General features: G+C 59.5%; 16 protein-coding genes and 1 pseudogene. 5 read left to right on the top strand and 12 right to left on the bottom strand.

Going from position 1 to position 23,403, the window contains the following annotated elements; all coding sequences use genetic code 11:
- Positions 1 to 6: 6 nt before the first annotated feature.
- From hutU to hutC, 3 genes are all read right to left on the bottom strand, one after another.
- Positions 7 to 1,689: a urocanate hydratase gene (gene hutU / locus HGP31_RS02065; protein ID WP_083350018.1), complete on the bottom strand. Its 1,683-nt coding sequence runs from the start codon at positions 1,687 to 1,689 to the stop codon at positions 7 to 9.
- Positions 1,690 to 2,134: 445 nt separating this feature from the next.
- Positions 2,135 to 2,704 carry a HutD/Ves family protein gene (locus HGP31_RS02060; RefSeq protein WP_020797441.1) on the bottom strand — a complete coding sequence of 190 codons (570 nt, stop codon included), beginning with the start codon at positions 2,702 to 2,704 and terminating at the stop codon, positions 2,135 to 2,137.
- On the bottom strand, positions 2,701 to 3,411 hold the full coding sequence (gene hutC, locus HGP31_RS02055; RefSeq protein WP_162135916.1) for a histidine utilization repressor: 711 nt from the start codon (positions 3,409 to 3,411) through the stop codon (positions 2,701 to 2,703). The genes HGP31_RS02060 and hutC overlap by 4 nt, the downstream gene beginning before the upstream one ends.
- Positions 3,412 to 3,557: 146 nt before the next feature.
- On the opposite strand from hutC, the gene HGP31_RS02050 reads away from it, so the two are divergent.
- Positions 3,558 to 4,922: a formimidoylglutamate deiminase gene (locus tag HGP31_RS02050; RefSeq protein WP_168757094.1), complete on the top strand. Its 1,365-nt coding sequence runs from the start codon at positions 3,558 to 3,560 to the stop codon at positions 4,920 to 4,922.
- Positions 4,923 to 5,042: 120 nt separating this feature from the next.
- On the opposite strand, the gene HGP31_RS02045 is transcribed toward HGP31_RS02050, so the two are convergent.
- Together HGP31_RS02045 and HGP31_RS02040 are read right to left on the bottom strand one after the other, a co-directional pair.
- A complete protein-coding gene (locus tag HGP31_RS02045; protein WP_020797439.1) occupies positions 5,043 to 5,612 on the bottom strand; it encodes a lipocalin family protein in 570 nt (189 codons plus the stop codon).
- 31 nt (positions 5,613 to 5,643) lie between these two features.
- Entirely contained in the window at positions 5,644 to 5,898 is a 255-nt protein-coding gene (locus tag HGP31_RS02040; RefSeq protein WP_020797438.1) for a hypothetical protein, read from the bottom strand.
- A 280-nt stretch (positions 5,899 to 6,178) separates the two neighbouring features.
- Here HGP31_RS02040 and HGP31_RS30855 point away from each other — a divergent pair.
- Together HGP31_RS30855 and HGP31_RS30850 are read left to right on the top strand one after the other, a co-directional pair.
- A pseudogene (locus HGP31_RS30855) lies at positions 6,179 to 7,213 on the top strand (HAMP domain-containing protein); the annotation flags it as partial.
- 93 nt (positions 7,214 to 7,306) lie between these two features.
- Positions 7,307 to 8,071, top strand: a complete 765-nt coding sequence (locus tag HGP31_RS30850) for a methyl-accepting chemotaxis protein (protein WP_370628229.1) — start codon at positions 7,307 to 7,309, stop codon at positions 8,069 to 8,071.
- A gap of 107 nt (positions 8,072 to 8,178) precedes the next feature.
- Here the strand turns inward: HGP31_RS30850 and HGP31_RS02030 are convergent, their stop codons facing one another.
- From HGP31_RS02030 to HGP31_RS02010, 5 genes are all read right to left on the bottom strand, one after another.
- Positions 8,179 to 8,781 (bottom strand): DUF924 family protein, encoded by a 603-nt coding sequence (locus HGP31_RS02030; RefSeq protein WP_168757093.1) that lies wholly within the window; start codon positions 8,779 to 8,781, stop codon positions 8,179 to 8,181.
- A 3-nt stretch (positions 8,782 to 8,784) separates the two neighbouring features.
- Positions 8,785 to 9,795: a class 1 fructose-bisphosphatase gene (locus tag HGP31_RS02025; RefSeq protein WP_020797435.1), complete on the bottom strand. Its 1,011-nt coding sequence runs from the start codon at positions 9,793 to 9,795 to the stop codon at positions 8,785 to 8,787.
- 272 nt (positions 9,796 to 10,067) lie between these two features.
- On the bottom strand, positions 10,068 to 11,447 hold the full coding sequence (locus HGP31_RS02020) for a DUF3999 domain-containing protein (protein ID WP_020797434.1): 1,380 nt from the start codon (positions 11,445 to 11,447) through the stop codon (positions 10,068 to 10,070).
- Positions 11,444 to 14,647: a DUF2339 domain-containing protein gene (locus tag HGP31_RS02015; protein ID WP_168757092.1), complete on the bottom strand. Its 3,204-nt coding sequence runs from the start codon at positions 14,645 to 14,647 to the stop codon at positions 11,444 to 11,446. The genes HGP31_RS02020 and HGP31_RS02015 overlap by 4 nt, the downstream gene beginning before the upstream one ends.
- Positions 14,648 to 14,804: 157 nt before the next feature.
- Positions 14,805 to 17,255 carry a glycogen/starch/alpha-glucan phosphorylase gene (locus HGP31_RS02010; protein ID WP_033042247.1) on the bottom strand — a complete coding sequence of 817 codons (2,451 nt, stop codon included), beginning with the start codon at positions 17,253 to 17,255 and terminating at the stop codon, positions 14,805 to 14,807.
- A gap of 258 nt (positions 17,256 to 17,513) precedes the next feature.
- On the opposite strand from HGP31_RS02010, the gene HGP31_RS02005 reads away from it, so the two are divergent.
- Positions 17,514 to 17,951 (top strand): YkgJ family cysteine cluster protein, encoded by a 438-nt coding sequence (locus tag HGP31_RS02005; RefSeq protein ID WP_008058557.1) that lies wholly within the window; start codon positions 17,514 to 17,516, stop codon positions 17,949 to 17,951.
- 196 nt (positions 17,952 to 18,147) lie between these two features.
- Here HGP31_RS02005 and typA read toward each other — a convergent pair whose 3' ends face one another.
- Together typA and thiI are read right to left on the bottom strand one after the other, a co-directional pair.
- Entirely contained in the window at positions 18,148 to 19,968 is a 1,821-nt protein-coding gene (gene typA / locus HGP31_RS02000) for a translational GTPase TypA (protein ID WP_008058555.1), read from the bottom strand.
- Positions 19,969 to 20,107: 139 nt separating this feature from the next.
- Positions 20,108 to 21,562 (bottom strand): tRNA uracil 4-sulfurtransferase ThiI, encoded by a 1,455-nt coding sequence (gene thiI, locus HGP31_RS01995; RefSeq protein WP_168757091.1) that lies wholly within the window; start codon positions 21,560 to 21,562, stop codon positions 20,108 to 20,110.
- 328 nt (positions 21,563 to 21,890) lie between these two features.
- On the opposite strand from thiI, the gene glnA reads away from it, so the two are divergent.
- The gene (gene glnA, locus HGP31_RS01990) at positions 21,891 to 23,297 is read left to right on the top strand and encodes a type I glutamate--ammonia ligase (RefSeq protein ID WP_020797428.1); all 1,407 of its coding nucleotides are present in this window, start codon (positions 21,891 to 21,893) and stop codon (positions 23,295 to 23,297) included.
- The last annotated feature ends 106 nt before the right edge of the window (positions 23,298 to 23,403 follow it).

Genomic DNA, 23,403 nt, shown 5'->3' with positions numbered 1-23,403 from the left:
GCATTTTTATTTACCGGTGATCATCGGCAGGTTCAGCCCCTGCTCCTTCGCGCAGTCGATCGCGATCTGGTAGCCGGCATCGGCGTGGCGCATGACGCCCGTCGCCGGGTCGTTGTGCAGGACGCGGGCGATACGCTCGGCCGCTTCATCGGTGCCGTCGCAGACAATCACCATGCCCGAGTGCTGGGAGAAGCCCATGCCGACGCCGCCGCCGTGGTGCAGGGAAACCCAGGTCGCGCCGCTTGCGGTGTTGAGCAGGGCGTTGAGCAGTGGCCAGTCGGACACGGCATCGGAACCGTCCTGCATCGATTCGGTTTCGCGGTTCGGGCTGGCAACAGAACCGGAATCCAGGTGGTCGCGACCGATCACGATGGGCGCCGACAGCTCACCGCTACGCACCATTTCGTTGAACGCCAGGCCCAGCTTGGCGCGCAGGCCCAGGCCAACCCAGCAGATACGTGCCGGCAGGCCCTGGAAGCTGATGCGCTCGCGCGCCATGTCCAGCCAGTTGTGCAGGTGGGCGTCGTCCGGAATCAGCTCTTTTACCTTGGCGTCGGTCTTGTAGATGTCTTCAGCGTTGCCCGACAGCGCAGCCCAACGGAACGGGCCGATGCCACGGCAGAACAGCGGACGGATGTAGGCCGGTACGAAACCCGGGAAGTCGAATGCGTTTTCCACGCCTTCTTCCTGGGCCATCTGACGGATGTTGTTGCCGTAGTCGAAGGTCGGGATGCCTTGTTTTTGGAAGGCGAGCATCGCCTTGACGTGCACGGCCATCGATTGCTTGGCGGCCTTGATCACCGCAGCCGGTTCGGTCTTGGCGCGGGCGCGATACTCGTCCCAGGTCCAGCCAGCTGGCAGGTAACCGTTGAGCGGGTCGTGAGCGCTGGTCTGGTCGGTGACCATGTCCGGGCGCACGCCGCGCTTGACCAGTTCCGGCAGGATTTCAGCGGCGTTACCCAACAGGGCGATGGAGATCGCCTTGCCTTCCTTGGTGTATTTGGCGATGCGCGCCAGAGCGTCGTCGAGGTCTTTGGCTTGCTCGTCGACGTAACGGCTTTTCAGGCGAAAATCGATGCTGACCTGCTGGCATTCGATGTTCAGCGAGCATGCACCGGCCAAGGTGGCAGCCAGAGGCTGCGCACCACCCATGCCGCCCAGTCCGGCGGTCAGTACCCACTTGCCTTTAAGATCATCGTTGTAGTGTTGGCGACCGGCTTCGACGAAGGTTTCGTAGGTGCCCTGGACGATGCCCTGGCTGCCGATGTAGATCCAGCTGCCGGCGGTCATCTGGCCATACATGGCCAGGCCTTTGGCGTCGAGCTCGTTGAAGTGCTCCCAGCTCGCCCAGTGCGGTACCAGGTTGGAGTTGGCGATCAGGACGCGCGGGGCGTTGGCGTGGGTCTTGAACACGCCGACCGGCTTGCCGGATTGCACCAGCAGGGTCTCGTCGTCATTCAGGTTGGTCAGGCTCTCGACGATCTTGTCGTAGCACTCCCAGTTACGTGCCGCACGACCGATACCACCGTACACCACCAGTTCCTTGGGGTTCTCGGCGACTTCCGGGTCGAGGTTGTTCATCAGCATGCGCAGCGGCGCTTCGGTCAGCCAGCTCTTGGCGGTCAGCTTGTTACCGCGGGCAGCGCGGATTTCAACGTCACGAAACTTGGTAGTTTTATTGTCAGTCACGAAAAAGACTCCTCAGCGATCAATCCAAACCAACCCTGGCGGTGGGTAAGCCAGCCTGTGCGCGTCAACGCGCCACAAGCGAATCAGTGGACGTTGCGGGGAGTCTCGACCGACTCATACGCATACGTCTTTACTTGTACATACAAGCATATGCAATCAAGCGGCCAACTTGTTGGATGAGCATTCAAGAAAAATTCTGAAATGGCTGGAGAGCGCCTGGATCAAGGGCTGCGGCGTAGATGAAAATTTTCGAGGGGATTTTTTGAAGAGGGGTGGCGTTGTTACTTGAACGTGGTTTTGCGCCACGCTGGGGCGTTCGGTAACAAAGTGGTGCGCGTTCGGGAACGCTGGAAAGCAAAAGATCGCAGCCTTCGGCAGCTCCTACAGGGTTTACACCATTCAATGTAGGAGCTGCCGAAGGCTGCGATCTTTTAAGGATTTTGAATCAGCGTGCGGTGAGCTCGATCACGCAGCAGGCACCATTACTGGAGACTTCCAGCAGGCCGGTGTTACCGATGAGTTGCAGGCAATCATGACGACCGAGTTGCGAAGCAGCGTTACCGACCTTCACCTCAAGCGCATCGCTGACGCTGAACACCAGCACAATCCCCGCCTCACTGAAAAACCGTTGCTCACCGCTCAGCCATTGCAGCCGTGCGCTGTAACGTTGCGGCGCGTATATCAGGTTGAAATCGCGGATCGGCCCACCCAGCAAGGTGCACGACACCTGGCTCTCGCCGCTGAAGGCAAATGGATCGATCGGTAACAATGGCCGCGTGACCTGACCGTCGACCGACAGGGTCATGCCATCGCCCTGCAACACGGTGATGATTCGCTCATAGCCGGCGAAGGTGGAAAACCCGCCCGACTCGCCAATGTCGGCAATCGACAGGCGCCAGCCGAAACCGTCCAGGCCAGTCCCGGCATCACGGGTGATCTCTTCGGTGCTGCCGCCGCCGTTTTTCCACGGCATGCGCGGGTAATCTTTGGCGCGTAAAACTTTCAAACTGCTCATTTATGAAAGCGTCCTTCCAGACGATGACGGGAACCGGGGTGGATCAGGCGGGCGGCGGTCACCGGCTGACGGCCGGACCAGGTGCGGCGACGGATCAGCAGGCACGGCTCGCCTTTTTCAATCTGCAGCAACTTGCATTCGGACGGCTCGGCCAGAATCGCCTCGACCACGTGTTCGCCTTCGGTCAGCGGCGCGACCTGGTTCAGATAGGCGTACGGCGTTTGCAAGGTGAAGTCCTGCTTGAGGTAGTCAGGCGCCACCAGTGCGTTGACGAAACGGTCTTCGATTTGCACCGGGATATCGTTTTCGAAATGCACGATCAACGAGTGGAACACTTTCTGCCCTTCACGCATGTCCAGCGCCAGGGCACGTTCGGAGCCTGCGGCCTCTTCTTCAAGAGTGATCACCTTGCAGGTGTGGCGATGGCCACGGGAGGCGATTTCGTCGGCAATGTTGTGCACTTCAAACAGCGCGGACTGGCTTTTTGGCTCGGCGACGAACGTGCCGACACCCTGCATGCGCACCAACAGACCGTCGGCGGTCATTTCGCGCAACGCGCGGTTGATGGTCATGCGGCTGAAACCCAGCTGGCTGACCAACTCGCTTTCCGACGGAACGCGGTAATGCGGCGGCCAGTTACCGCTGTCGATTTGCTGGGTGATCATCTGTTTGACGCGGGCGTACAAGGGCGCCGGACTGTCGCCCATGTTCGCGGCCAACGGAGAGACTGGAGGCGGAGTCGGCACGGTTAATCCTTGGTCGTTTGATTGATATCGCTAGCTTGCCGGAGTTTACCGGGCAGGCAAACGTCTGTATATGTATATACAAATAACACACGATGGGGTGCTGAACCATGTCCGCCTTCTTTGCCGAACGCGCGCTGCTGCCTAACGGATGGGCCAACAATGTACGTCTTGAGGTCAGCGCCGATGGCGTCTTGACCCATATCCAGGCCGATTCCCATGCAGATGACACCGAACGGTTGAGCGGTCCGCTGCTGCCAGGCATGCCGAACCTGCACTCCCACGCCTTCCAGCGGGCCATGGCCGGGCTGGCGGAAGTGGCAGGCAACCCGAATGACAGTTTCTGGACCTGGCGCGACCTGATGTATCGCCTCGTCGGAAAAATCAGCCCGGAACAACTCGGCGTCATTGCCCGCCAGCTGTACATCGAAATGCTCAAGGCAGGCTACACCTCGGTGGCCGAATTTCATTACGTGCACCACGACACCCACGGCCAGCCTTACGCGGATCCCGCCGAACTGGCGCTGCGCATCAGCCAGGCCGCCAGCGCCGCCGGTATCGGCCTGACCCTGCTGCCAGTGCTCTACAGCCACTCAGGTTTCGGTGGCCAGACGCCAAACGACGGTCAGCGTCGCTTTATCAACAGCACCGAGAACTACCTCAAGCTGCAATCGCGACTGCAGCCGATACTGGCGCAACAACCCGCACAGTCCCTGGGTTTGTGTTTCCACTCATTGCGTGCGGTCACACCGCAGCAGATCAGCGAAGTGCTGGCGGCCAGCGACAAGCAATGCCCGGTGCACATTCACATTGCCGAACAGCAAAAGGAAGTGGACGACTGCTTGAGCTGGAGCGGTCGTCGTCCACTGCAATGGCTGTATGAAAATACCGAAGTCGATCAACGCTGGTGCCTGGTCCACGCCACCCACGCCAACCCGGAAGAAGTCACGCTGATGGCCAAGAGCCGGGCCATTGCCGGCTTGTGCCTGACCACCGAAGCCAACTTGGGCGACGGGATATTCCCGGCGGTGGATTTTCTTGCTCAGGGCGGGCGCATGGGCATTGGTTCCGATAGCCATGTGTCGTTGAGCGTTGTGGAAGAACTGCGTTGGCTGGAATACGGGCAACGCCTGCGTGATCAACGGCGCAATCGCTTGTATGGCGCGGATCAGCCGATGGTCGGCCGCACGCTATTTGATGCTGCACTGGACGGCGGTGCGCAGGCGTTGGGGCAACCGATAGGTGCATTGGAGGTTGGCAAGCGTGCGGACTGGCTGGTACTGGACGGCAGTGATCCATACCTGGCCACTGCGAGCGGCGATGGAATCCTGAATCGCTGGTTGTTTGCCGGTGGAGATCGTCAGGTGCGTGATGTGCTGGTCAATGGCCAGTGGGTCGTGCGTGACGGGCGTCATGCCGGGGAAGAGGAAAGCAGCCGCGCCTTCACTCAAGTCCTGCGCGAACTCCTGGGCTGACCCCAAAACAACTGTGGGAGCGAGCCTGCTCGCGAAAGCGGTGTCTCAGTCAACAGCTCTGTCAACTGACACGCCCTCTTCGCGAGCAGGCTCGCTCCCACAATGATTATGCGCTAACCGTCAGTTGGAGGTCTTGGCCATCTGCGTATCCGACGCTCGCCAGATCAGCCGCGTGGTGTCGTAACCCTGCTGACGCGCCTTGCTCAGCAACTCTTCACGCACCACACCGTTGACGGTCGGGGTGCGCGCTAACAACCACAGGTAACGGCGGCTAGGATCGCCAACGATGGCAGTCTTGTAGTCATCGCTGACGTACAACACCCAGTATTCGCCCTTCGCCACACCCGGTATCAACCTTGAAAACCAGGTATCGAATTCAACCCACAATTTGTCGGTCTTGCCTGGCACCTGTGGATAAGCCGTGCCCCTGACCTCTTCCCATTCCCACTGCGGGGTCAAGCAGCGATTCAACACCGCGACGTTACCGTCAGGCTTGAGTGTGTAGTGGGCTTCGGACTGCGCACAGTCGCGCTGGAAGTACATCGGCAGTCGCGCCAACTCGTACCAGGTACCTTGATAGCGCTTGAGATTGACACTGTTGGCGGTTTTCGGCGCCAACGGGTCCTGGCCAGAACTGGCACAGCCGGCCAACACCAGGCCGGCAAAAAGCATGATCAATAACCGCTTCATTGTTTTTCTCCCGCGGGCACGTGGCCCCGGTTTACTTCAGGCCTTGGCCGGAAAACATCAACACTTTGTCACCGGCGAACTGCACGCTGATAAAGCTCTTCTGGTCGCCCCATGTGCAACTGGACATTCCAAGCGCGCCTGAGCAATCGGTAGGTTTGCCCAAGAGGGTCTCGACCTCGGCCTTGGCCATTCCTGACGACAGCTTTGAGTAGTTTTCCTGATTGACCTTGCTGCACGCAGCCAACAACACGCAAAACGATAGCAGGGCGATGGATCGCAGCGACATGTGAAACTCCACGGACGAGGGTATTGGCATGACTGCCAAGCTGAACCTTAGAAGAGAAAAGCCCTATCTGGTTCCCTGCCCGACGGGCTATTTATCAGGCCGCTCGTCTGTCTTTTCACAAAAATTAGGAACTTCGTCCCGCCGTCCGGGTATTTCATCGGTTTTTGCATAAAGCGTCTAATCTTTGGCGCCGTTCTGTCGACATACAAGCAACGCTAAGCCACGCCCGTGGCATTTGCTTCCCCTTTTGTAGACCCGATCTCCTGCGGTAGCTCATCCAATGACCAGAAACATGAAATTCAGCCACAAGATCTTGTTGGCTGCCGCCCTCGTGGTGGCCGTCGCATTCGCTTGTTTCATCCTGTTCAACGACTATCGCCAGCGCCAGACCTTGCGCAGCAGCACCGAAGCCTCGATGCAGGAACTTGGCAGCCTGACCACCAGCAATATCCAGACCTGGCTGGAAAGCCGCATGCAATTGCTGCAATCAATGGCCCAGCAGGTCAGTGCCGACGGTAACGCCCCCGCCAGCCTGAAACGAATCATCGACCTGCCCGCCTACACCGGCAACTTTCAGTTGAGTTACTTCGGTGGCGCCGATGGCGTGATGTTCTCGGTCCCGGCGGGCAATCGCGCGCCGGATTACGACCCGCGCACCCGCGGCTGGTACAAGGCTGCGAACAGCGCGCAACAGACCATCGTCACCGAACCGTACATCGCCGCCTCTTCCGGCAAGCTGGTGATCACGGTGGCAACCCCGGTTCAGCGCCAGGGCCAGATGATTGGCGTTGCCGGCGCCGACATCGACCTGTCGAGCGTCAGTGCGATCATCAACTCGCTGAACTTCGGCGGCCACGGCCATGCCTTCATCGTGGGTGCCGACGGCAAGATCCTGATTCACCCGGACAGCAAATGGGTACTCAAGAACCTCACCGACGCTTACCCCAACGGTGCGCCGACGGTCAGCCCGGGCATGAAAGAAGTCGAGATCGACGGCAAAAGCCAGTTCATCTCCTTCACCCATGTCAACGGGGTGCCGTCTGCAGACTGGTACGTGGCACTGGTGCTGGACCAGGACACCGCGTTCTCGATGCTGAGCGAATTCCGCACCTCGGCGATCATTGCCATGGTGATTGCAGTGGTGATCATCATCACGTTGCTGGGCATGTTGATCAGTTTCCTGATGCAGCCGTTGCTGACCATGGGCCGTGCCATGCACGACATCGCCGAGGGCGAAGGTGACCTGACCAAACGCCTGACCATCCACGGCCATGACGAATTCGGTGCACTGGGGCTGTCATTCAACCGTTTCGTTGAACGCATCCACACCTCGATCAGCGAAGTGTCCTCGGCCACGGGCCAAGTCAACGAAGTGGCCCTGCGCGTTGTCGCCGCGTCCAATTCGTCGATGTTCAACTCCGATCAGCAAGCCTCCCGCACCAGCAGCGTCGCCGCCGCGATCAATCAGCTCGGCGCCGCCGCCCAGGAGATCGCCCAGAACGCCGCCCTCGCCTCACAGCACTCGAGCGATGCGCGCGCGCTGGCCGAAGAGGGCCAGCAGGTGGTGGATAAAACCATCTCGGCGATGCACCAGCTGTCGGCAAAGATCAGCGACTCGTGCGGCAACATCGAGACGCTAAACAGCAACACCGTCAACATCGGGCAGATTCTGGAGGTGATCACCAGCATCTCCCAGCAAACCAACCTGCTGGCGCTCAACGCGGCGATTGAAGCCGCGCGCGCCGGTGAAGCCGGACGTGGTTTTGCGGTGGTCGCCGACGAAGTGCGCAACCTCGCCCACCGCACACAGGACTCGGCGCAGCAAGTGCAGAAGATGATCGAGGAACTGCAAGTCGGCGCCCGGGAAGCGGTCACCATCATGACCGACAGCCAGCGTCAGAGCGAAAGCAGCGTCGGTATCGCCAACCAGGCCGGCGAGCGCCTGGGCAGCGTGACCCAGCGCATCGGCGAGATCGATGGAATGAATCAATCCGTTGCGACCGCAACGGAAGAACAGACAGCCGTGGTGGAATCGATCAACGTCGACATCACCGAGATCAACACGCTGAACCAGGAAGGCGTGGAGAACCTGCAGTCGACTTTGCGTGCATGTGCTGATCTTGAACAGCAGGCGGCGCGGTTGAAGCAGTTGGTGGGTAGTTTCAGAATCTAAATCGCTCTTGCGGGCCGCTTCGCGAGCAGGCTCGCTCCCACAGTTGAAACACATACCCCTGTGGGAGCGAGCCTGCTCGCGAAAGCGGCATCAGCCGCGATGAAGATTCAGAACCTTGAACCCGGTTTCGACAGAAACTCCAATTCCTCAGCCGTAGACTCGCGCCCCAACACCGCATTGCGATGCGGAAACCGTCCAAACTGCGCAATCACCTTCTGATGCCGCTCGGCAAAATCCAGATAATCGGCAAACAATGCCCGATCACTCTCCGGCTGTTGCGCAACCAGTTCGATATGACGCGAAACGCCTTCGTTCTGCACCGCAAGGTTCTCGCTGTGCTCGAATACCAGCAGGATGAACACTCGCTGAATCGGTAATAACTGCCGGTCAAAATCCGCAGCAATGCCTTGGGCGACCAGTTTCTGGGCCCGTAGATCACCGGAAAAGGCTTTGGGGGTCTCGCGAAAGATCATGCGGGGGAGTTGATCAAGCAACAGCACCAGTGCCAGCCAACCTTCGGGACATTGCATCCACTTGGTCAATCCGCCGGCCAGTGCCTGCTCGACCTGGTCCCCGAAACGCTCTCGCGCCTCGAGGTCCTGGCTGTCACGCTTGCCGAACCACAACTTGCCCTTGTCAGCCGCGATTGCCCTGGCTTCTTCGGCTGTACCGAACCACCAATCGAGCAACGGCTGCCAGGGCGCGTTCATGGTTTATTCCTTGTGGTAAGCCGTAACGCGTGCAACTTCTTCTTTCGAACCGAGGAACACCGCTACGCGCTGGTGCAGACCTTCAGGCTGGATGTCGAGAATACGTTGGTGACCATCGGTGGACGCGCCGCCCGCCTGTTCCACCAGGAACGACATCGGGTTGGCTTCGTACATCAGGCGCAATTTGCCTGGCTTGGACGGCTCGCGGTTGTCGCGCGGGTACATGAACAAGCCACCACGGGTCAGGATGCGATGCACATCGGCGACCATGGCCGCGACCCAACGCATATTGTAGTTCTTTTTCAACGGGCCTTCATCGCCTGCCAGCAACTCGCCAACGTAGCGCTGTACCGGTGCTTCCCAGTGACGCTGGTTGGACGCGTTGATGGCAAATTCCTGGGTCGCTTCAGGAATGGTGATGTTTTCGTGGGTCAGTACGAAGCTGCCCATTTCACGGTCCAGGGTGAAACCTTTCACGCCGTCGCCCAGGGTCAGGATCAACATGGTCTGAGGACCATAGATCGCGTAACCGGCGGCTACTTGCTGGGTGCCTGGCTGCAGGAAAGCCTTTTCATTCAAAGGCTCGTTCTGGCTCAGGTATTCGTTCGGGCAACGCAGTACCGAGAAGATAGTGCCGACCGGGGCATTGATGTCGATGTTCGACGAACCGTCCAGCGGGTCGAAAACCAAAAGGTACGCGCCTTTCGGGTATTTGCCCGGGATCTGGTAGGCATTGTCCATTTCTTCGGAGGCCATGCCGGCCAGGTGACCGCCCCATTCGTTGGCTTCGAGCAGGATCTCGTTGGAGATCACGTCGAGCTTCTTCTGCACTTCGCCCTGGACGTTTTCGGTGCCCATGCTGCCCAGAACGCCACCCAGGGCGCCCTTGGACACGGCGTGGTTGATCTCCTTGCAGGCACGCGCCACCACTTCGATCAGGAAGCGCAGATCGGCAGGAGTGTTGTTGCTGCGGGTCTGCTCAATCAAATAGCGACTCAAGGTAACGCGGGACATGGAAGGCTCCGGTGGAATGGGGGACTAAAAACCCGCGCAGTTTAACGCGAGTCGGGGCGCATTTCCTCCTATCAGACGTGATCGGCTGAAGAGAGTTCAGGCGCGGGGTTCAGCGTAGTAGGAAATGGGCTGGATGTGAGCAGGAAAGTAGCGGTCAAATCAGCATTTTTATTGACTGATCGACCGCCTTCGCGAGCAGGCTCGCTCCCACATGAAACGCATAACCTGTGGGAGCGAGCCTGCTCGCGAATGGTGCGTAGCGCCAGCGATTTTCAGGTGTTGGCGGGCGGCTTGCGCAGCAGGCTGAATGCCATAGCCGCCAGAAACAAAACCCCAAGCAGCAACACCGCCCACAGGCCAAACTTCTTCCAGTCGGTGCCCACCGCCGCCGGCAGTGTCGAAACAGCCGGCGTCGTCACCACCCCACCATCAACCGACGCCTGACCCAACGTCGCCAGCTTAGCCGGGCTGTAATCCGGAATCAGCGTCGACAATGGCAAGTTCGCCGCCTTAACCGTCGCATTGCCCAGTACCAGCGTATAGGGCTCTGACCCGCGCGCCAGAAACACCAGTTGCGTGGCCCGCACGGCAAACTTCACGGTTGGCGCCTGTGCGCCCAGGCCACCACCGCGCTCGTCCACGGTCAGTTTCAACTGTTGTATGGCTTGCCCCGGCAACTGCAACTCGTTCTGCACCACGTCCTCGCCATTCTGGGTCAGGCGATAGAGCAAGCCACTGCTCAACGGTTGCCACGGCAAGCTGCTGTCACGCCGTCCAGACAGGATGACCGGCGCCAGGCTGTTAGGTTGACTCAATTCAACCTGCACTCGCTCGACGTTCAGCCCCCTCGGTAATTGCCAGGTGTATTCACCTGCCTTCACGCTATTGCCGTCCAACGCGTGGGACCAGGTCAACGGCAGCGGTAAGCTACGCACGCTTTGCAACTGCGCCGATGTCAGTATCGGCGCCGATTGCGGCGAGTCCCACAGCAAGCGCAGATAGCGTGCAGACTGCCCCGGCAGGCTGACCTCATGCTGCTCGACCCGCTCATCGGCAAACGTCAGCCGCGCCAGTTGCCCCTCGCCCCAAGACTGCCAATGCTGCAAATCGTCGCTGGCCTCGATGCTGAACCGCTGGAAGCCATCACGCTCACTGGTCCAGTCGAGGATCAACTGCTGCAGCGGCGCCTTGATCGCGCTGGCATCCAGTAGCCAGCCACGTAACGCTTCCTCCCCCACCTCCAACTCAGTGGAAGGCTGCACCTGGACCAGGGTGCCATTGGCGCTCGCTTGCACGCGAACGCTCGGGGCATGCCCGGTGGCATCCGCCGAGTCATAAAGCGGGAACCATTTGACGTCAGTCAACGTAGGGTTGTCGTCAGCTTGTGCGTTTGCCCGTGACAGGGCATAGGCTTGCGGTTCGCCAGCGGCGTTGAACACGCGCACATCACTGAGGTCGGTCTGGCGTGCGCTCAGTTGCACAGCCAGGGGCAGCTCAACGCGATACCACGGACCTTCACCGCTCACGGACAACGGCACATGCGTGGCAAAGTCCGCCGGTGATTCCTGGGCCCACGTTTCCTGGAAAGAGACAGAGAGTGCCATGCCCATTGCAAAGATACCCAACCAGGCCCGGTTCAGCTTTTGACTCAAGACGACACTCCTTCGGTTTGCGGCGCCGGCTTTTCGGGGGCCCCGGCAGTTTCGACGCGCCTGGGTGGCAACGGGGCGAAATAGCCCACTACCAGCAGCAGCACGCCCACGCCGATAAACGACACGATCCGCGCCAACCCGCCACGGTTGCTCAATTCGACGAAGAACAGTTTCGCTACCACCACGCCAATCAGGGCCGCACCGATCAACCAGACTTCACGCCGATGACGCAAATGGCCACCAATCATCAAACCCAGCGCCATCAAGGTCCAGACGATGGACAGGCCGGCCTGGACCCGCATCGACTCGAGCAAGGCGGGCAGCTCGAACGGTACGCCGCCCCAATGGTGAGCCGTGCGCATCACCAGGGCAGTGAAGAACGTGAACAGCGAAGCGCCGACGATCGCTTGCACAGCGGCCGCCACAGCAGCGCTGTAGCTCCCGGGAATCACCTGTTGCGCTGCCTCACTGCGGGACCAGGCGTAGACACCGAACAACGCAAACAGCAGGCCCAATTCCAGCGGGTTGACCAGCGGTAAATAGGGCAAGGGATCAGCCTTGCCATCACTGACCGTATTGGCCAGCCAGAACCAGCCCAGCATCAACAATGCCAAAGGCGCGGCGGCATACACACGGTATTCGCGAGCGTAGACCGACACCGGCCAGGGCCAGGCACGCGGTGCCGCCATCAGCACCAGGTATAAGCTCGGCAGCAGCGCCCAGCCCAGCCAGCGCCAGGCGTTGTAGTGCTCGGACAACAGCAGCAAGCCATAACGCAGCTCCAGGGCCAGCACACCGATCAGCAACCAACAACCGAGTACGTGAGCGCTGCTCAGGGCAGCGCTCGGCAGGATCGGCGCCAAGCGTCGCAAGGACAGGAAATGCACGATGAACACCACGGCCCACAGCAGCCAGCCGGCGTTGGCGGCCGGATGAAAGCGCGGATGCCAAGCGGCGAGCAACACCAGGCCGGCAGCCGGGATCAGCAAGGTGCAGAGCACGCCCAGCGCGGGCCACGCCAGGCGCAGCGCCAACATGGCCCACAGCGCCACACTGGTTGCCGCGGCTGCCAGCAGCAATGTCGCCTGCAGGGGCAACGGTGCAAACAGCAGCACTTCACTGACCCAGGCCAGCGCCCACCACCCTGCTCCCCACGCCAGCAACACCCGCGACAAACGCTGCAGGTTCACACCATCGATCACCGTGACAGCAAAGCCGACTTGCAAACGCCACGCCCCGATCAATGCGACCAGGCCCAGCATCAGCGGTGACCAGAAGCCAGCATGAGCCAACGGCCGCACGCCTTCGCTGACCAGAGGTTCAGCCACCAGGAACAGCACGGCGCCCAGCAACTGAACGACAAACGCGCTCAGCAGGAATGTAGCCGAGCGCAGGTGCAGACCGACGAACAAAGTCAGCAGCCCGGCCATTGCCCAACTGATTGACGTGCCATGGGCGAAAAAGAACATCGGCGCCAGCAAGTAGACAAATGCCAGGCCGAGAGCGGCCAGAACCGGCAAGACATGACGCTCCCAGGACGACACCTGCCCAGGCAAGGCCTTGTGCAACTGATGGAAACTGAACAGCAGTGCGCCGCCGAGCAACAACGCTCCCAGCGGCGTGCCATCAAGCAGGCTATTCTCACCGCTGCGCAATTCACTGAGAAACACCAGCGCCGCGCCCGCTTGCAACAACAAGGCAAATGCACGAGCGAGCGAGCGCTGCTGACGCAGGCCCAGCCAGAAAATCCCCGCGCCTTCCACCGCCCAGGCGCCACTCGTCCACCGCGCATCCAGCCCCAAGGGAATCGCCAGGCTGGCGAAAATAACGCCCAGCGCCAGGCAGGTTTCCCCCAACAGCAATGCTCGTCCCATCAGCATCCGAGCCAAGCCCATGTAGATCATGCCGAGCGCCAGGGCGCTGAACGCGGCAGCGAACTCCAGATGCTGAACCACGGCGAACTGCAATCCAAAGCCAACCAGAGGCGGACCGAACAGCAGTGTGCCGTCGACGTAATCACCCTTGCGCGCGGACCAGCGCAACAGCGCCTCACGGCTGTCATCCTCGGGCGCGCCCCCCAAATGCAGCAATTTACGTCGGGAGAACAACAAGCCAATGGCCAAGTACATCACGAAGAAAAGAATCAGGAACGGCTCGGTGCTCCACAGCAACTCTGGCGTATAGGAGCGCAAACCCCAGGCGAACCCGATACCGAAGGTGCCGGTGAAGCCGATCACGTTGAGCAAGCGCCAGGCCTTGAACCAGGCGATAACGAGGATGCCGGCGTTGAGCAAGGCGAAGTAACTGAACAACGCGACGTGACTGCCAGCCCCCGTGGAAGCCAGCAGAGGCGCGGCAAATCCGCCCAGCGCGGCGGCGGCGGCCAGGCCCAGTGCGTCCTGCGTAATGGCCAGGATCGCCGAAAACACCGTCACCGCCACCAACAGGCCAAATGCCGCTGTGGGATCGAGCAACGGATGCAGGCGCATCGCGGCAAACACCGTCAGGTACAGTACGGCAATGGCGGCGCCTTGCAGCATCAAGGCGTAAGCACTGTTACGCGTTCGCAGCCACCAGCCCAGGCCCAGCAGGCCCATTGCTACCGCCGCGACACCGGCATAGCGCAATTCGATCGGCACCACCATGCCCTCGGTGGCGTAGCGCAGCAGGAAGGCCAGACCGAGGAACAACAGCATCACACCGACCCGCAGCACGGTGTTGCCACCCAATAACCACGCACGCGCCGCGTTGATGGCGCGCTCGAAGAGGCTTGGTTCGGGGGGATTGGCGCGTTCGCGGTCGGCTGGCGCGGGTTTCCATGCATCGAAGGGCTGTGTATAGCTGGACTGGGTAGCCGCAGCGGTGGCCGTCTCCAGATCGGGCGGCAGTTCCCAGATCAGCTCAGGGGTTTCGACGGGGGCTTGAGTGACCGCGATGTCAGCAACTGGAGCGGCAGCGCTGGCTTCAGGCACCTTGATCCCGGGCCCCTCAAGCAAAGCCAAGCGTTGCTCGACCGCGCGCAGTGCAAGTTGCGCCTGTTCGAGCAGGCGACGCTGCTCAATGGCCTGCGATCCCAGCCTGCCAATGTGAACGGCCTGCCCGATACCCAACCCGAGTAACGCGCCCAGCAACGCATCGCTGAACGACTCGTCGAGTATCCAGCCCAGCACCAGGCCCACAAGCATGAACATCCATTGCATGGTCGATATCCCTAAGCGCAATCCAGGAAGATTAGCGCAGCCAGCTCCAAAAAGATCGCAGCCTCCGGCAGCCCTTACAAGGACATACAAATCCCTGTAGGAGCTGCCGGAGGCTGCGATCTTTTACGGCTGCCAGTATATCGACCCGCTGGAAAAGTTACTCCAACGCCTTCCAGATATCCGTGGCGTACTCGCGAATCGTCCGGTCAGAAGAAAACCAGCCCATGCGCGAGGTGTTCAACACCGCCGATCGCCACCATTCCTGGGAATCGTGCCAAAGGGCTTCGACGCGCATCTGCGCATTCCAGTAGGAGTCGAAATCGGCGCAGACAAGGAAGCGGTCGTAATCCACCAACGAATCGATCAAGCCGGTGTAACGGGACGGATCATCCGGCGAGAACACCCCGCCGCGAATGGCTTGCAATACATCATTGAGTCGATGGGACGCGGCAATGTCCGGCACTGCGCTGAACTCGTGGTTCTGCTTGCGCGCTTCGACCTGCTGGGCACTGAGACCAAAGATGAACATGTTCTCCGCGCCGATGCGCTCGGACATCTCCACGTTGGCACCGTCCAGCGTGCCGATGGTCAATGCACCGTTGAGGCCGAATTTCATGTTGCTGGTCCCCGAGGCTTCAAAGCCGGCAGTGGAGATCTGCTCGGACAGATCCGCCGCCGGAATAATGCTCTCCGCCAGGCTGACGTTGTAGTTGGGCAGGAACACGACCTTGAGCAATCCGCGTACAGTCGGGTCGTTGTTCACCACCCGGGCGATGTCGTTGGTCAGCTTGATGATCAACTTGGCCTGGTGATAACTGGCCGCCGCTTTACCGGCGAAGATCTTCACCCGTGGCACCCAGTCGATTTCAGGTTCCGCACGAATCGCCTGGTACAACGCCACGGTGTGCATCAGGTTGAGCAGTTGGCGCTTGTATTCGTGGATCCGCTTGACCTGCACGTCGAACATCGCCGCCGGGTTGACCGCCACCCCCAAACGTTCGTGAATCAGGTAGGCCAGGGCCTTTTTGCTGTGCAGACGCTGTTCGGCGAAGGCCTTGCGGAACGCAGGCTTGTCGGCGAATGGCTGCAGGTCGAGCAGTCGCTCCTCGGGCTTGTCCAGCAAGTCCGGGCCCAGGGCATCGACCAGCATCGAGGTCAGCTCCGGGTTGGCCTGGTACAGCCAGCGGCGGAACGTGATGCCATTGGTCTTGTTGTTGATCCGTTGCGGATAGAGCTTGTGCAGCTCGGAGAACACCGTCTTGCGCATCAGTTGCGTGTGCAAGCCGGATACGCCGTTGACACTGTGGGAACCGAGGAACGCCAGGTTGCCCATGCGCACACGTCGACCGTTGTCTTCCTCAATCAAGGACACCGCGCGCAACACATCAAAATCATGGATGCCCTTGGCCCGCAGCGAGTCGATGTGCTGGGCATTGATCAGGTAAATGATCTGCATGTGCCGTGGCAGCATGCGCTCCATCAGGCCTACCGGCCAGGTTTCCAGCGCCTCGGGCAGCAACGTGTGGTTGGTGTAGGAAAGCGTGTCGACCGTCACCTGCCAGGCCGCGTCCCACGCCACGTCATAGACATCCACCAATTGGCGCATTAACTCGGCCACGGCAATCGAGGGGTGGGTGTCGTTGAGCTGGATCGCTGCGTGATCGCCCAGGGTCAGGACGGAGGTGTGCATGTTGCGATGACGGCGCAGCAAGTCCTGCAGGGAGGCGGCAACGAAGAAATATTCCTGGCGCAACCGCAGTTCCTGGCCGGCCTCGGTGCTGTCTGCCGGGTACAGTACTCGAGAGATACTTTCGGCCCGGGCCACTTCCGCCACCGCCCCCAGGTGATCGCCGGCATTGAAGCGTTCCAGGTGCAAATCTTCCATAGCCCGCGCACGCCACAGCCGCAACGTGTTCACGCTTGCCCCGCGCCAACCGACCACGGGTGTGTCATAGGCAATGGCCCGTACGGTTTCCGCCGGGTGCCAGACTTGCTTGGATTTGCCTTCGCTGTCGGTCACGGTCTCGACGCCGCCACCGAAGCCGATCGGGTAAACCACTTCTGGGCGCTCGAACTCCCACGGATTGCCGAAGTCCAGCCAGTGCTCGGTCTGTTCCTGTTGCCAACCGTCGACGATGGCCTGACGAAACAGGCCGTGCTCGTAACGAATGCCGTAGCCATGACCCGCGATGCCCAGGGTCGACATGCTTTCCATGAAGCATGCAGCCAGTCGTCCAAGACCACCGTTGCCCAACGCCGCATCAGGCTCCAGCAGGCGGATGCGTTCAAGATCGACGCCGAGTTCGGTCAGGGCTTCGCGTGCCACGTCGAGCAGGCCGAGATTGCTCAGGCTGTCGTAAAGCAGTCGGCCGATCAGAAATTCCAGGGAGAGGTAATAAACCCGTTTCTGTCCTTTGCGGTAAATCTGCCGAGTGTGGTCCATCCAGTGCTCGACCATGTGATCACGCGCTGCCAGGGCAATGGCTTCGAACCAGTCATGATCGAAGGCGTGATCCGGGTCTTTGCCCACCGCGTAGGTGAGTTTGGTCAAGACGGCGTCGCGGAATGCGGCCACCTCTGCTTCGCGAACAAGTGGTTCTTGAGTCATCGATAGGACCTCGAGCGAGCTTGGAGTTGTCTGAGACTAGACGGTCTGACAAACGGTATAGACTCTGGTTCGGCAGTTTTTCCTGTTAATGCGCATCAAGCCGGCAATACATTGTCATGTACCTGATTCAATGCAGGGGCCGTGCCGGATTAGTGGTGCTGCGTGGATGCCCATGAAAAAAAACTGGCGAAAGGTTGTTCAAAAATCCACCAGTCCCGGTATGATCGCGCGCCCTGATGCACACGCTGGTAACAACCGATGATGAAGCCCAACCTGATCGCCGCCGCGGAGATCGACCGACTCGACACCTGGGCCAAGTACTCTGCCCCAATGTGCGGCTCCTGCCTATCGAGCTGCTGCACCCTGCCGGTCGAGGTCAAGATCAAGGACCTGATCCGCATCGGCATCGTCGACGAGTTCGAACGCGGCGACCCGCCAAAGAACATCGCCAAGCGCCTGCAGAAGGAAGGGATCGTCGAGCGCTATAACCAGAAGTCCGAGATCTTCACCCTCCAGCGCATGAGCAACAACGATTGCCTTTATCTGGATCGTAAGAGCCGTCTGTGCACTATTTATGAAAAGCGCCCGGATACGTGCCGCAACCACCCGAAAATCGGCCCGCGGCCGGGGTATTGCGCGTACAAGCCCAAGGAAGTGGTGCGTGAAACCAATTCCCGGAGTATCGAGCGGTTCTGATCTGATCGTTCCCACGCTCCGCGTGGGAATGCAGCCAGGGACGCTCCGCGCCCCAAAAGCGTGACGCAGAGCGTCACAAGAGGCGTTCCCACGCAGAGCGTGGGAACGATCAACCTGGCACCGCACAAATCGCAGACAAACAAAAACGCCCCCGATCTCTCGACCGGGGGCGTTTTCGTTCAGCCGGGGCTAAATCTTATGCCTTGGCTTTCTTGGCAGCGCGGGTACGCTCGCTTTCGTCCAGGATCTTCTTGCGAAGACGGATGGACTTAGGAGTCACTTCACACAGCTCGTCGTCCTGGATGAATTCCAGGGCCTGTTCCAGGGTGAAGCGAACAGGTGGAACCAGGGCGATGGTTTCGTCTTTACCCGAAGCACGCATGTTGTCGAGCTTCTTGCCCTTGGTAGGGTTGACGCCCAGGTCGTTGTCACGGCTGTTCAGACCAACGATCTGACCGTTGTAGATTTCCTGACCGTGTTCAACGAACAGCTTGCCACGCGCCTGCAGGGTTTCCAGGGAGTAGGTCAGTGCCTTGCCGGTTTCAACCGAAACCAGAACGCCGTTCTGACGGCCGGACATGTCGCCGGACTTCATCACGTCGTAACGGTCGAAGATCGAGGTCAGGATGCCAGCACCGTTGGTCAGGGTCAGGAACTGGTTACGGAAACCGATCAGACCACGAGCAGGGATGTTGTATTCCAGACGCACACGGCCCTTGCCATCCGGCACCATGTTGGTCAGGTCACCCTTACGCAGGCCCATCTCTTCCATCACCTTGCCTTGGGATTCTTCCGGCAGGTCGATGGTGACGTTTTCGTACGGTTCGTGCTTCACGCCGTCAACCAGACGGATGATCACTTCCGGACGGCCTACAGCCATTTCGAAACCTTCGCGACGCATGGTTTCGATCAGAACCGAGAGGTGCAGTTCGCCACGGCCCGATACCTTGAACTTGTCAGCCGAGTCGCCTTCTTCAACGCGCAGTGCAACGTTGTACAGCAGCTCTTTGTCCAGACGTTCCTTGATGTTACGGGAAGTCACGAACTTGCCTTCTTTACCGCAGAATGGCGAGTCGTTTACCTGGAAGGTCATGGAAACGGTTGGCTCGTCGACGGTCAACGGCTTCATCGCTTCGACGTTGTCCGGGGTGCACAGGGTGTCGGAGATGAACAGCGATTCCATACCGCTGATGCACACGATGTCGCCTGCAGCAGCTTCTTCAACGTCTACACGGTGCAGACCGTGGTGACCCATCAGCTTCAGGATACGACCGTTACGCTTCTTGCCGTCGGCGCCGATAGCCACAACCGGGGTGTTCGGCTTGACGCGACCACGAGCGATACGGCCAACACCGATAACACCCAGGAAGCTGTTGTAGTCCAGTGCGGAGATCTGCATCTGGAACGGACCGTCACGGTCAACAGCCGGCGCTGGTACGTTGTCGACGATCGACTGGTACAGCGGGGTCATGTCTTCAGCCATTTCGTTGTGGTCCAGACCGGCAATACCGTTCAGGGCCGAGGCGTAGACGACTTTGAAGTCCAGCTGTTCTTCGGTGGCACCCAGGTTGTCGAACAGGTCGAAGATCTGGTCCAGAACCCAATCCGGACGCGCGCCTGGACGGTCAACCTTGTTGATGCACACGATCGGACGCAGGCCGGCTTCGAAAGCCTTCTTGGTCACGAAACGGGTTTGCGGCATAGGGCCGTCTTGAGCGTCAACCAGCAGCAGAACGGAGTCGACCATCGACATTACGCGTTCTACTTCGCCGCCGAAGTCGGCGTGGCCCGGGGTGTCCACGATGTTGATGTGGTAGCCGTTCCAGTTGATGGCGGTGTTTTTCGCCAGAATGGTAATACCGCGCTCTTTCTCCTGGTCGTTGGAGTCCATCACGCGCTCGTCGTTGAGCTCGTTGCGCTCCAGGGTGCCGGATTGACGCAGGAGTTTGTCTACCAGGGTGGTTTTACCATGGTCAACGTGAGCAATGATGGCGATGTTACGTAGATTTTCGATCACTTGTGTATCTCGATCAGAGGATTCGGTGCGCTGACAAGTCTTGGCAGCGATTTACAGTAGAGTCAGGCCTTGCCGTTACAGCTTGACGGCGGCGTCGGGGGGCCGGTGACGCAAGCCACAGGCAAACAGCCCCGGGCACTTAGCTCGGTCGATAAACGCGCACATTGGCATGTCCCTCACTGAGCAAATGGTGGGCATGCAGGCGACTCATCACGCCTTTGTCGCAATAAAGCAGGTACTGGCGAGTAGGGTCCAGTTCCTTGAAACGAGCGTTCAGTGCATAAAACGGCATCGTTTGTACCTCGATGCCAGCAAGGTCCAGCGGGTCGTCTTCAGCGGCATCCGGGTGACGGATGTCGATCACGATCTGACCGGCCAGCGCTTCGCTGACTTCTTCAATTTGCAGGTCCTGGCCCAATTCGTCGATCACGCGATCGATCGGTACCAGTTTGGCGTTCTCGAGCGCACGCTCAAGGACTGCCATGTCGAATTCTTTCTCTTCGTGCTCCACCCGATGGCGCTTGGCAGCAGTCTTGGGGTTCACCGAGATGACCCCGCAGTACTCCGGCATGTGCCTGGCGAAGTCGGCGGTGCCGATTTCGTTGGCCAGGTCGATGATGTCCTGCTTGTGGCTGGCGATCAGCGGACGCAAGACCAGCTTGTCGGTCACGCAATCGATCACGGACAGGTTCGGCAGGGTCTGGCTCGATACCTGGGAGATCGCCTCTCCGGTGACCAACGCGTCGATGTGCAGTCGATCGGCAATTTGGGAGGAAGCGCGCAACATCATACGCTTCAATACTACGCCCATATGACTGTTATCGACTTTGCCGAGAATTTCTCCCAGCACTTCTTCGAACGGCACACTGACAAATAACACGCGTTGCGAGCTGCCGTACTTCTTCCAGATGAAATGCGCGACTTCCATGACGCCCAATTCGTGTGCACGCCCACCCAGGTTGAAGAAGCAGAAATGCGCCATCAGGCCGCGGCGCATGATCTGGTAGGCGGCGACGGTGGAATCGAAGCCGCCGGACATCAGCACCAGCGTCTGCTCCAGCGCACCCAGCGGATATCCGCCAATACCGTTGTGTTGGCTATGGATCACGAACAACCGTTGGTCGCGAACTTCGATGCGCACTTCGATTTCAGGCTTTTTCAGGTCAATCCCGGCGGCACCGCACTGTCGGCGCAACTGGCTGCCGACATATTTCTCGATGTCAATCGAGCTGAACGGGTGCTTGCCGGCACGCTTGCAACGCACCGAAAAAATCTTCCCGGCCAGCGCATCACCGTAGTGCTGCTTGCACTTCTCGACGATGTCATCGAAGTCACGCAGCGGGTACTCGTCGATTTGCAGGAAATGCGCAATGCCCGGCATGCAGCTCAGGCGCTCACCCATCTCCTTCAGGGCCTTGGGCTCGCTGACACGGGTCTCCAGCTCGAGATTGTCCCACACGCCGTTCACCACCACAGCCGGGTCCAGATCGCGGAGCACGGCACGGATGTTCTTGGCCAACTGGCGGATAAAACGCATCCGTACCGGGCGGCTCTTGATGGTGATCTCTGGAAAGACTTTTACGATTAATTTCATGGAAACAGCGCGCGCGAGGCCTGCCGAAAAAGGGGGGCGCGGATTATAGCGGAAATTGCTCAAGGTTTAACCAGTTAATATGCAGAAGGTTTTGCGCGCACCAAAACGGGTCATTTATTGAAACGAGCGCCACATTGTAGGGCGGTATTTTCCGCATTAAGGTGCTTTACCGCCTTAAAAGCGTGAATTCGGGGCAAAAATCCCATGGTGGGGCACTGGCATGCAATTTGCTCCCTTGTGAGGCAGGTTGCCTTGGCAGAGTATTCGCGCCGGCATCACAAACATCTAAGGGCATCCACTACCAGCCCTAATCCACCCGGAGGACACTATGTCGAAGTCGGTTCAACTCATCAAAGATCATGACGTCAAGTGGATTGATCTGCGCTTCACAGACACCAAGGGCACTCAGCACCACGTGACCATGCCGGCTCGCGACGGGCTGGATGAAGACTTCTTCGAAGTCGGCAAGATGTTCGACGGCTCCTCCATCGCTGGCTGGAAAGGCATTGAAGCTTCCGACATGATCCTCATGCCGGACGACAGCACTGCCGTACTGGACCCGTTCACCGAAGAGCCGACCCTGATCCTGACCTGCGACATCGTCGATCCTTCGAGCATGCAAGGCTACGATCGCGACCCACGTGCGATCGCCAAGCGCGCTGAAGAACACCTGAAAGCCTCCGGCATTGGCGACACCGTATTCTGCGGTCCGGAGCCAGAGTTCTTCATCTTCGACCAGGTGAAGTTCAAGTCCGACATTTCCGGTTCCATGTTCAAGATCTACTCCGAACAAGGTTCGTGGATGTCTGACCAGGACATCGAAGGCGGTAACAAAGGTCACCGTCCAGGCGTCAAAGGCGGCTACTTCCCGGTTCCACCGTTCGACCACGACCACGAAATCCGTACCTCCATGTGCAACGCACTGGAAGAAATGGGCCTGACCGTCGAAGTTCACCACCACGAAGTGGCAACTGCCGGCCAGAACGAAATCGGCGTCAAGTTCAACACCCTGGTGAAGAAAGCCGACGAAACCCAAACCCTGAAGTACGTCGTGCACAACGTAGCCGATGCCTACGGCCGCACCGCTACCTTCATGCCTAAGCCCCTGTACGGCGACAACGGTTCGGGTATGCACGTTCACATGTCCATCTGGAAAGATGGCAAGAACACCTTCGCAGGCGAAGGTTATGCCGGCCTGTCCGATACCGCCCTGTACTTCATCGGCGGCATCATCAAGCACGGTAAGGCCCTGAACGGCTTCACCAACCCGGCGACCAACTCCTACAAGCGTCTGGTTCCAGGTTTCGAAGCTCCGGTCATGCTGGCCTACTCGGCCCGTAACCGTTCCGCCTCGATCCGTATTCCTTACGTGTCGAGCCCGAAAGCCCGCCGTATCGAAGCGCGCTTCCCGGATCCGGCTGCCAACCCGTACCTGTGCTTCGCCGCACTGATGATGGCTGGCCTGGACGGCATCCAGAACAAGATCCACCCTGGCGACGCAGCTGACAAAAACCTGTACGACCTGCCGCCTGAAGAGGCGAAAGAGATCCCACAAGTTTGCGGCAGCCTGAAAGAAGCCCTGGAAGAGCTGGACAAAGGTCGTGCGTTCCTGACCAAAGGCGGCGTTTTCAGCGACGACTTCATCGACGCCTACATCGCCCTGAAAAGCGAAGAAGAAATCAAGGTTCGTACCTTCGTACACCCACTGGAATACGAGCTGTACTACAGCTGCTGATCCGGTAGCGCCTGCGCAAGCGGCGTGACAAAGAGGCCTCCTTCGGGAGGCCTTTTTTTTGTAGGCAACTTCTCACGCAGGGGGTCCATGTTTCCCCGGGCATTCA

Source organism: Pseudomonas umsongensis (assembly GCF_012647205.1).
Taxonomy (GTDB): Bacteria; Pseudomonadota; Gammaproteobacteria; order Pseudomonadales; family Pseudomonadaceae; genus Aquipseudomonas; species Aquipseudomonas umsongensis.
The sequence above is the reverse complement of the archived record's forward strand: the minus strand, read 5'-3'. Positions and strand labels throughout refer to the sequence as shown.

What these genes read in the sequence shown, in the direction of transcription:
- HGP31_RS02060 (WP_020797441.1), bottom strand. Translation starts at nt 2,704, where the DNA reads ATGAGCAGTTTGAAAGTTTTACGCGCCAAAGATTACCCGCGCATGCCG.
- hutC (WP_162135916.1), bottom strand. Translation starts at nt 3,411, where the DNA reads ATGGGCGACAGTCCGGCGCCCTTGTACGCCCGCGTCAAACAGATGATC.
- HGP31_RS02050 (WP_168757094.1), top strand. Translation starts at nt 3,558, where the DNA reads ATGTCCGCCTTCTTTGCCGAACGCGCGCTGCTGCCTAACGGATGGGCC.
- HGP31_RS02045 (WP_020797439.1), bottom strand. Translation starts at nt 5,612, where the DNA reads ATGAAGCGGTTATTGATCATGCTTTTTGCCGGCCTGGTGTTGGCCGGC.
- HGP31_RS02040 (WP_020797438.1), bottom strand. Translation starts at nt 5,898, where the DNA reads ATGTCGCTGCGATCCATCGCCCTGCTATCGTTTTGCGTGTTGTTGGCT.
- HGP31_RS30850 (WP_370628229.1), top strand. Translation starts at nt 7,307, where the DNA reads ATGTTCAACTCCGATCAGCAAGCCTCCCGCACCAGCAGCGTCGCCGCC.
- HGP31_RS02030 (WP_168757093.1), bottom strand. Translation starts at nt 8,781, where the DNA reads ATGAACGCGCCCTGGCAGCCGTTGCTCGATTGGTGGTTCGGTACAGCC.
- HGP31_RS02025 (WP_020797435.1), bottom strand. Translation starts at nt 9,795, where the DNA reads ATGTCCCGCGTTACCTTGAGTCGCTATTTGATTGAGCAGACCCGCAGC.
- HGP31_RS02015 (WP_168757092.1), bottom strand. Translation starts at nt 14,647, where the DNA reads ATGCAATGGATGTTCATGCTTGTGGGCCTGGTGCTGGGCTGGATACTC.
- HGP31_RS02010 (WP_033042247.1), bottom strand. Translation starts at nt 17,255, where the DNA reads ATGACTCAAGAACCACTTGTTCGCGAAGCAGAGGTGGCCGCATTCCGC.
- HGP31_RS02005 (WP_008058557.1), top strand. Translation starts at nt 17,514, where the DNA reads ATGATGAAGCCCAACCTGATCGCCGCCGCGGAGATCGACCGACTCGAC.
- thiI (WP_168757091.1), bottom strand. Translation starts at nt 21,562, where the DNA reads ATGAAATTAATCGTAAAAGTCTTTCCAGAGATCACCATCAAGAGCCGC.
- glnA (WP_020797428.1), top strand. Translation starts at nt 21,891, where the DNA reads ATGTCGAAGTCGGTTCAACTCATCAAAGATCATGACGTCAAGTGGATT.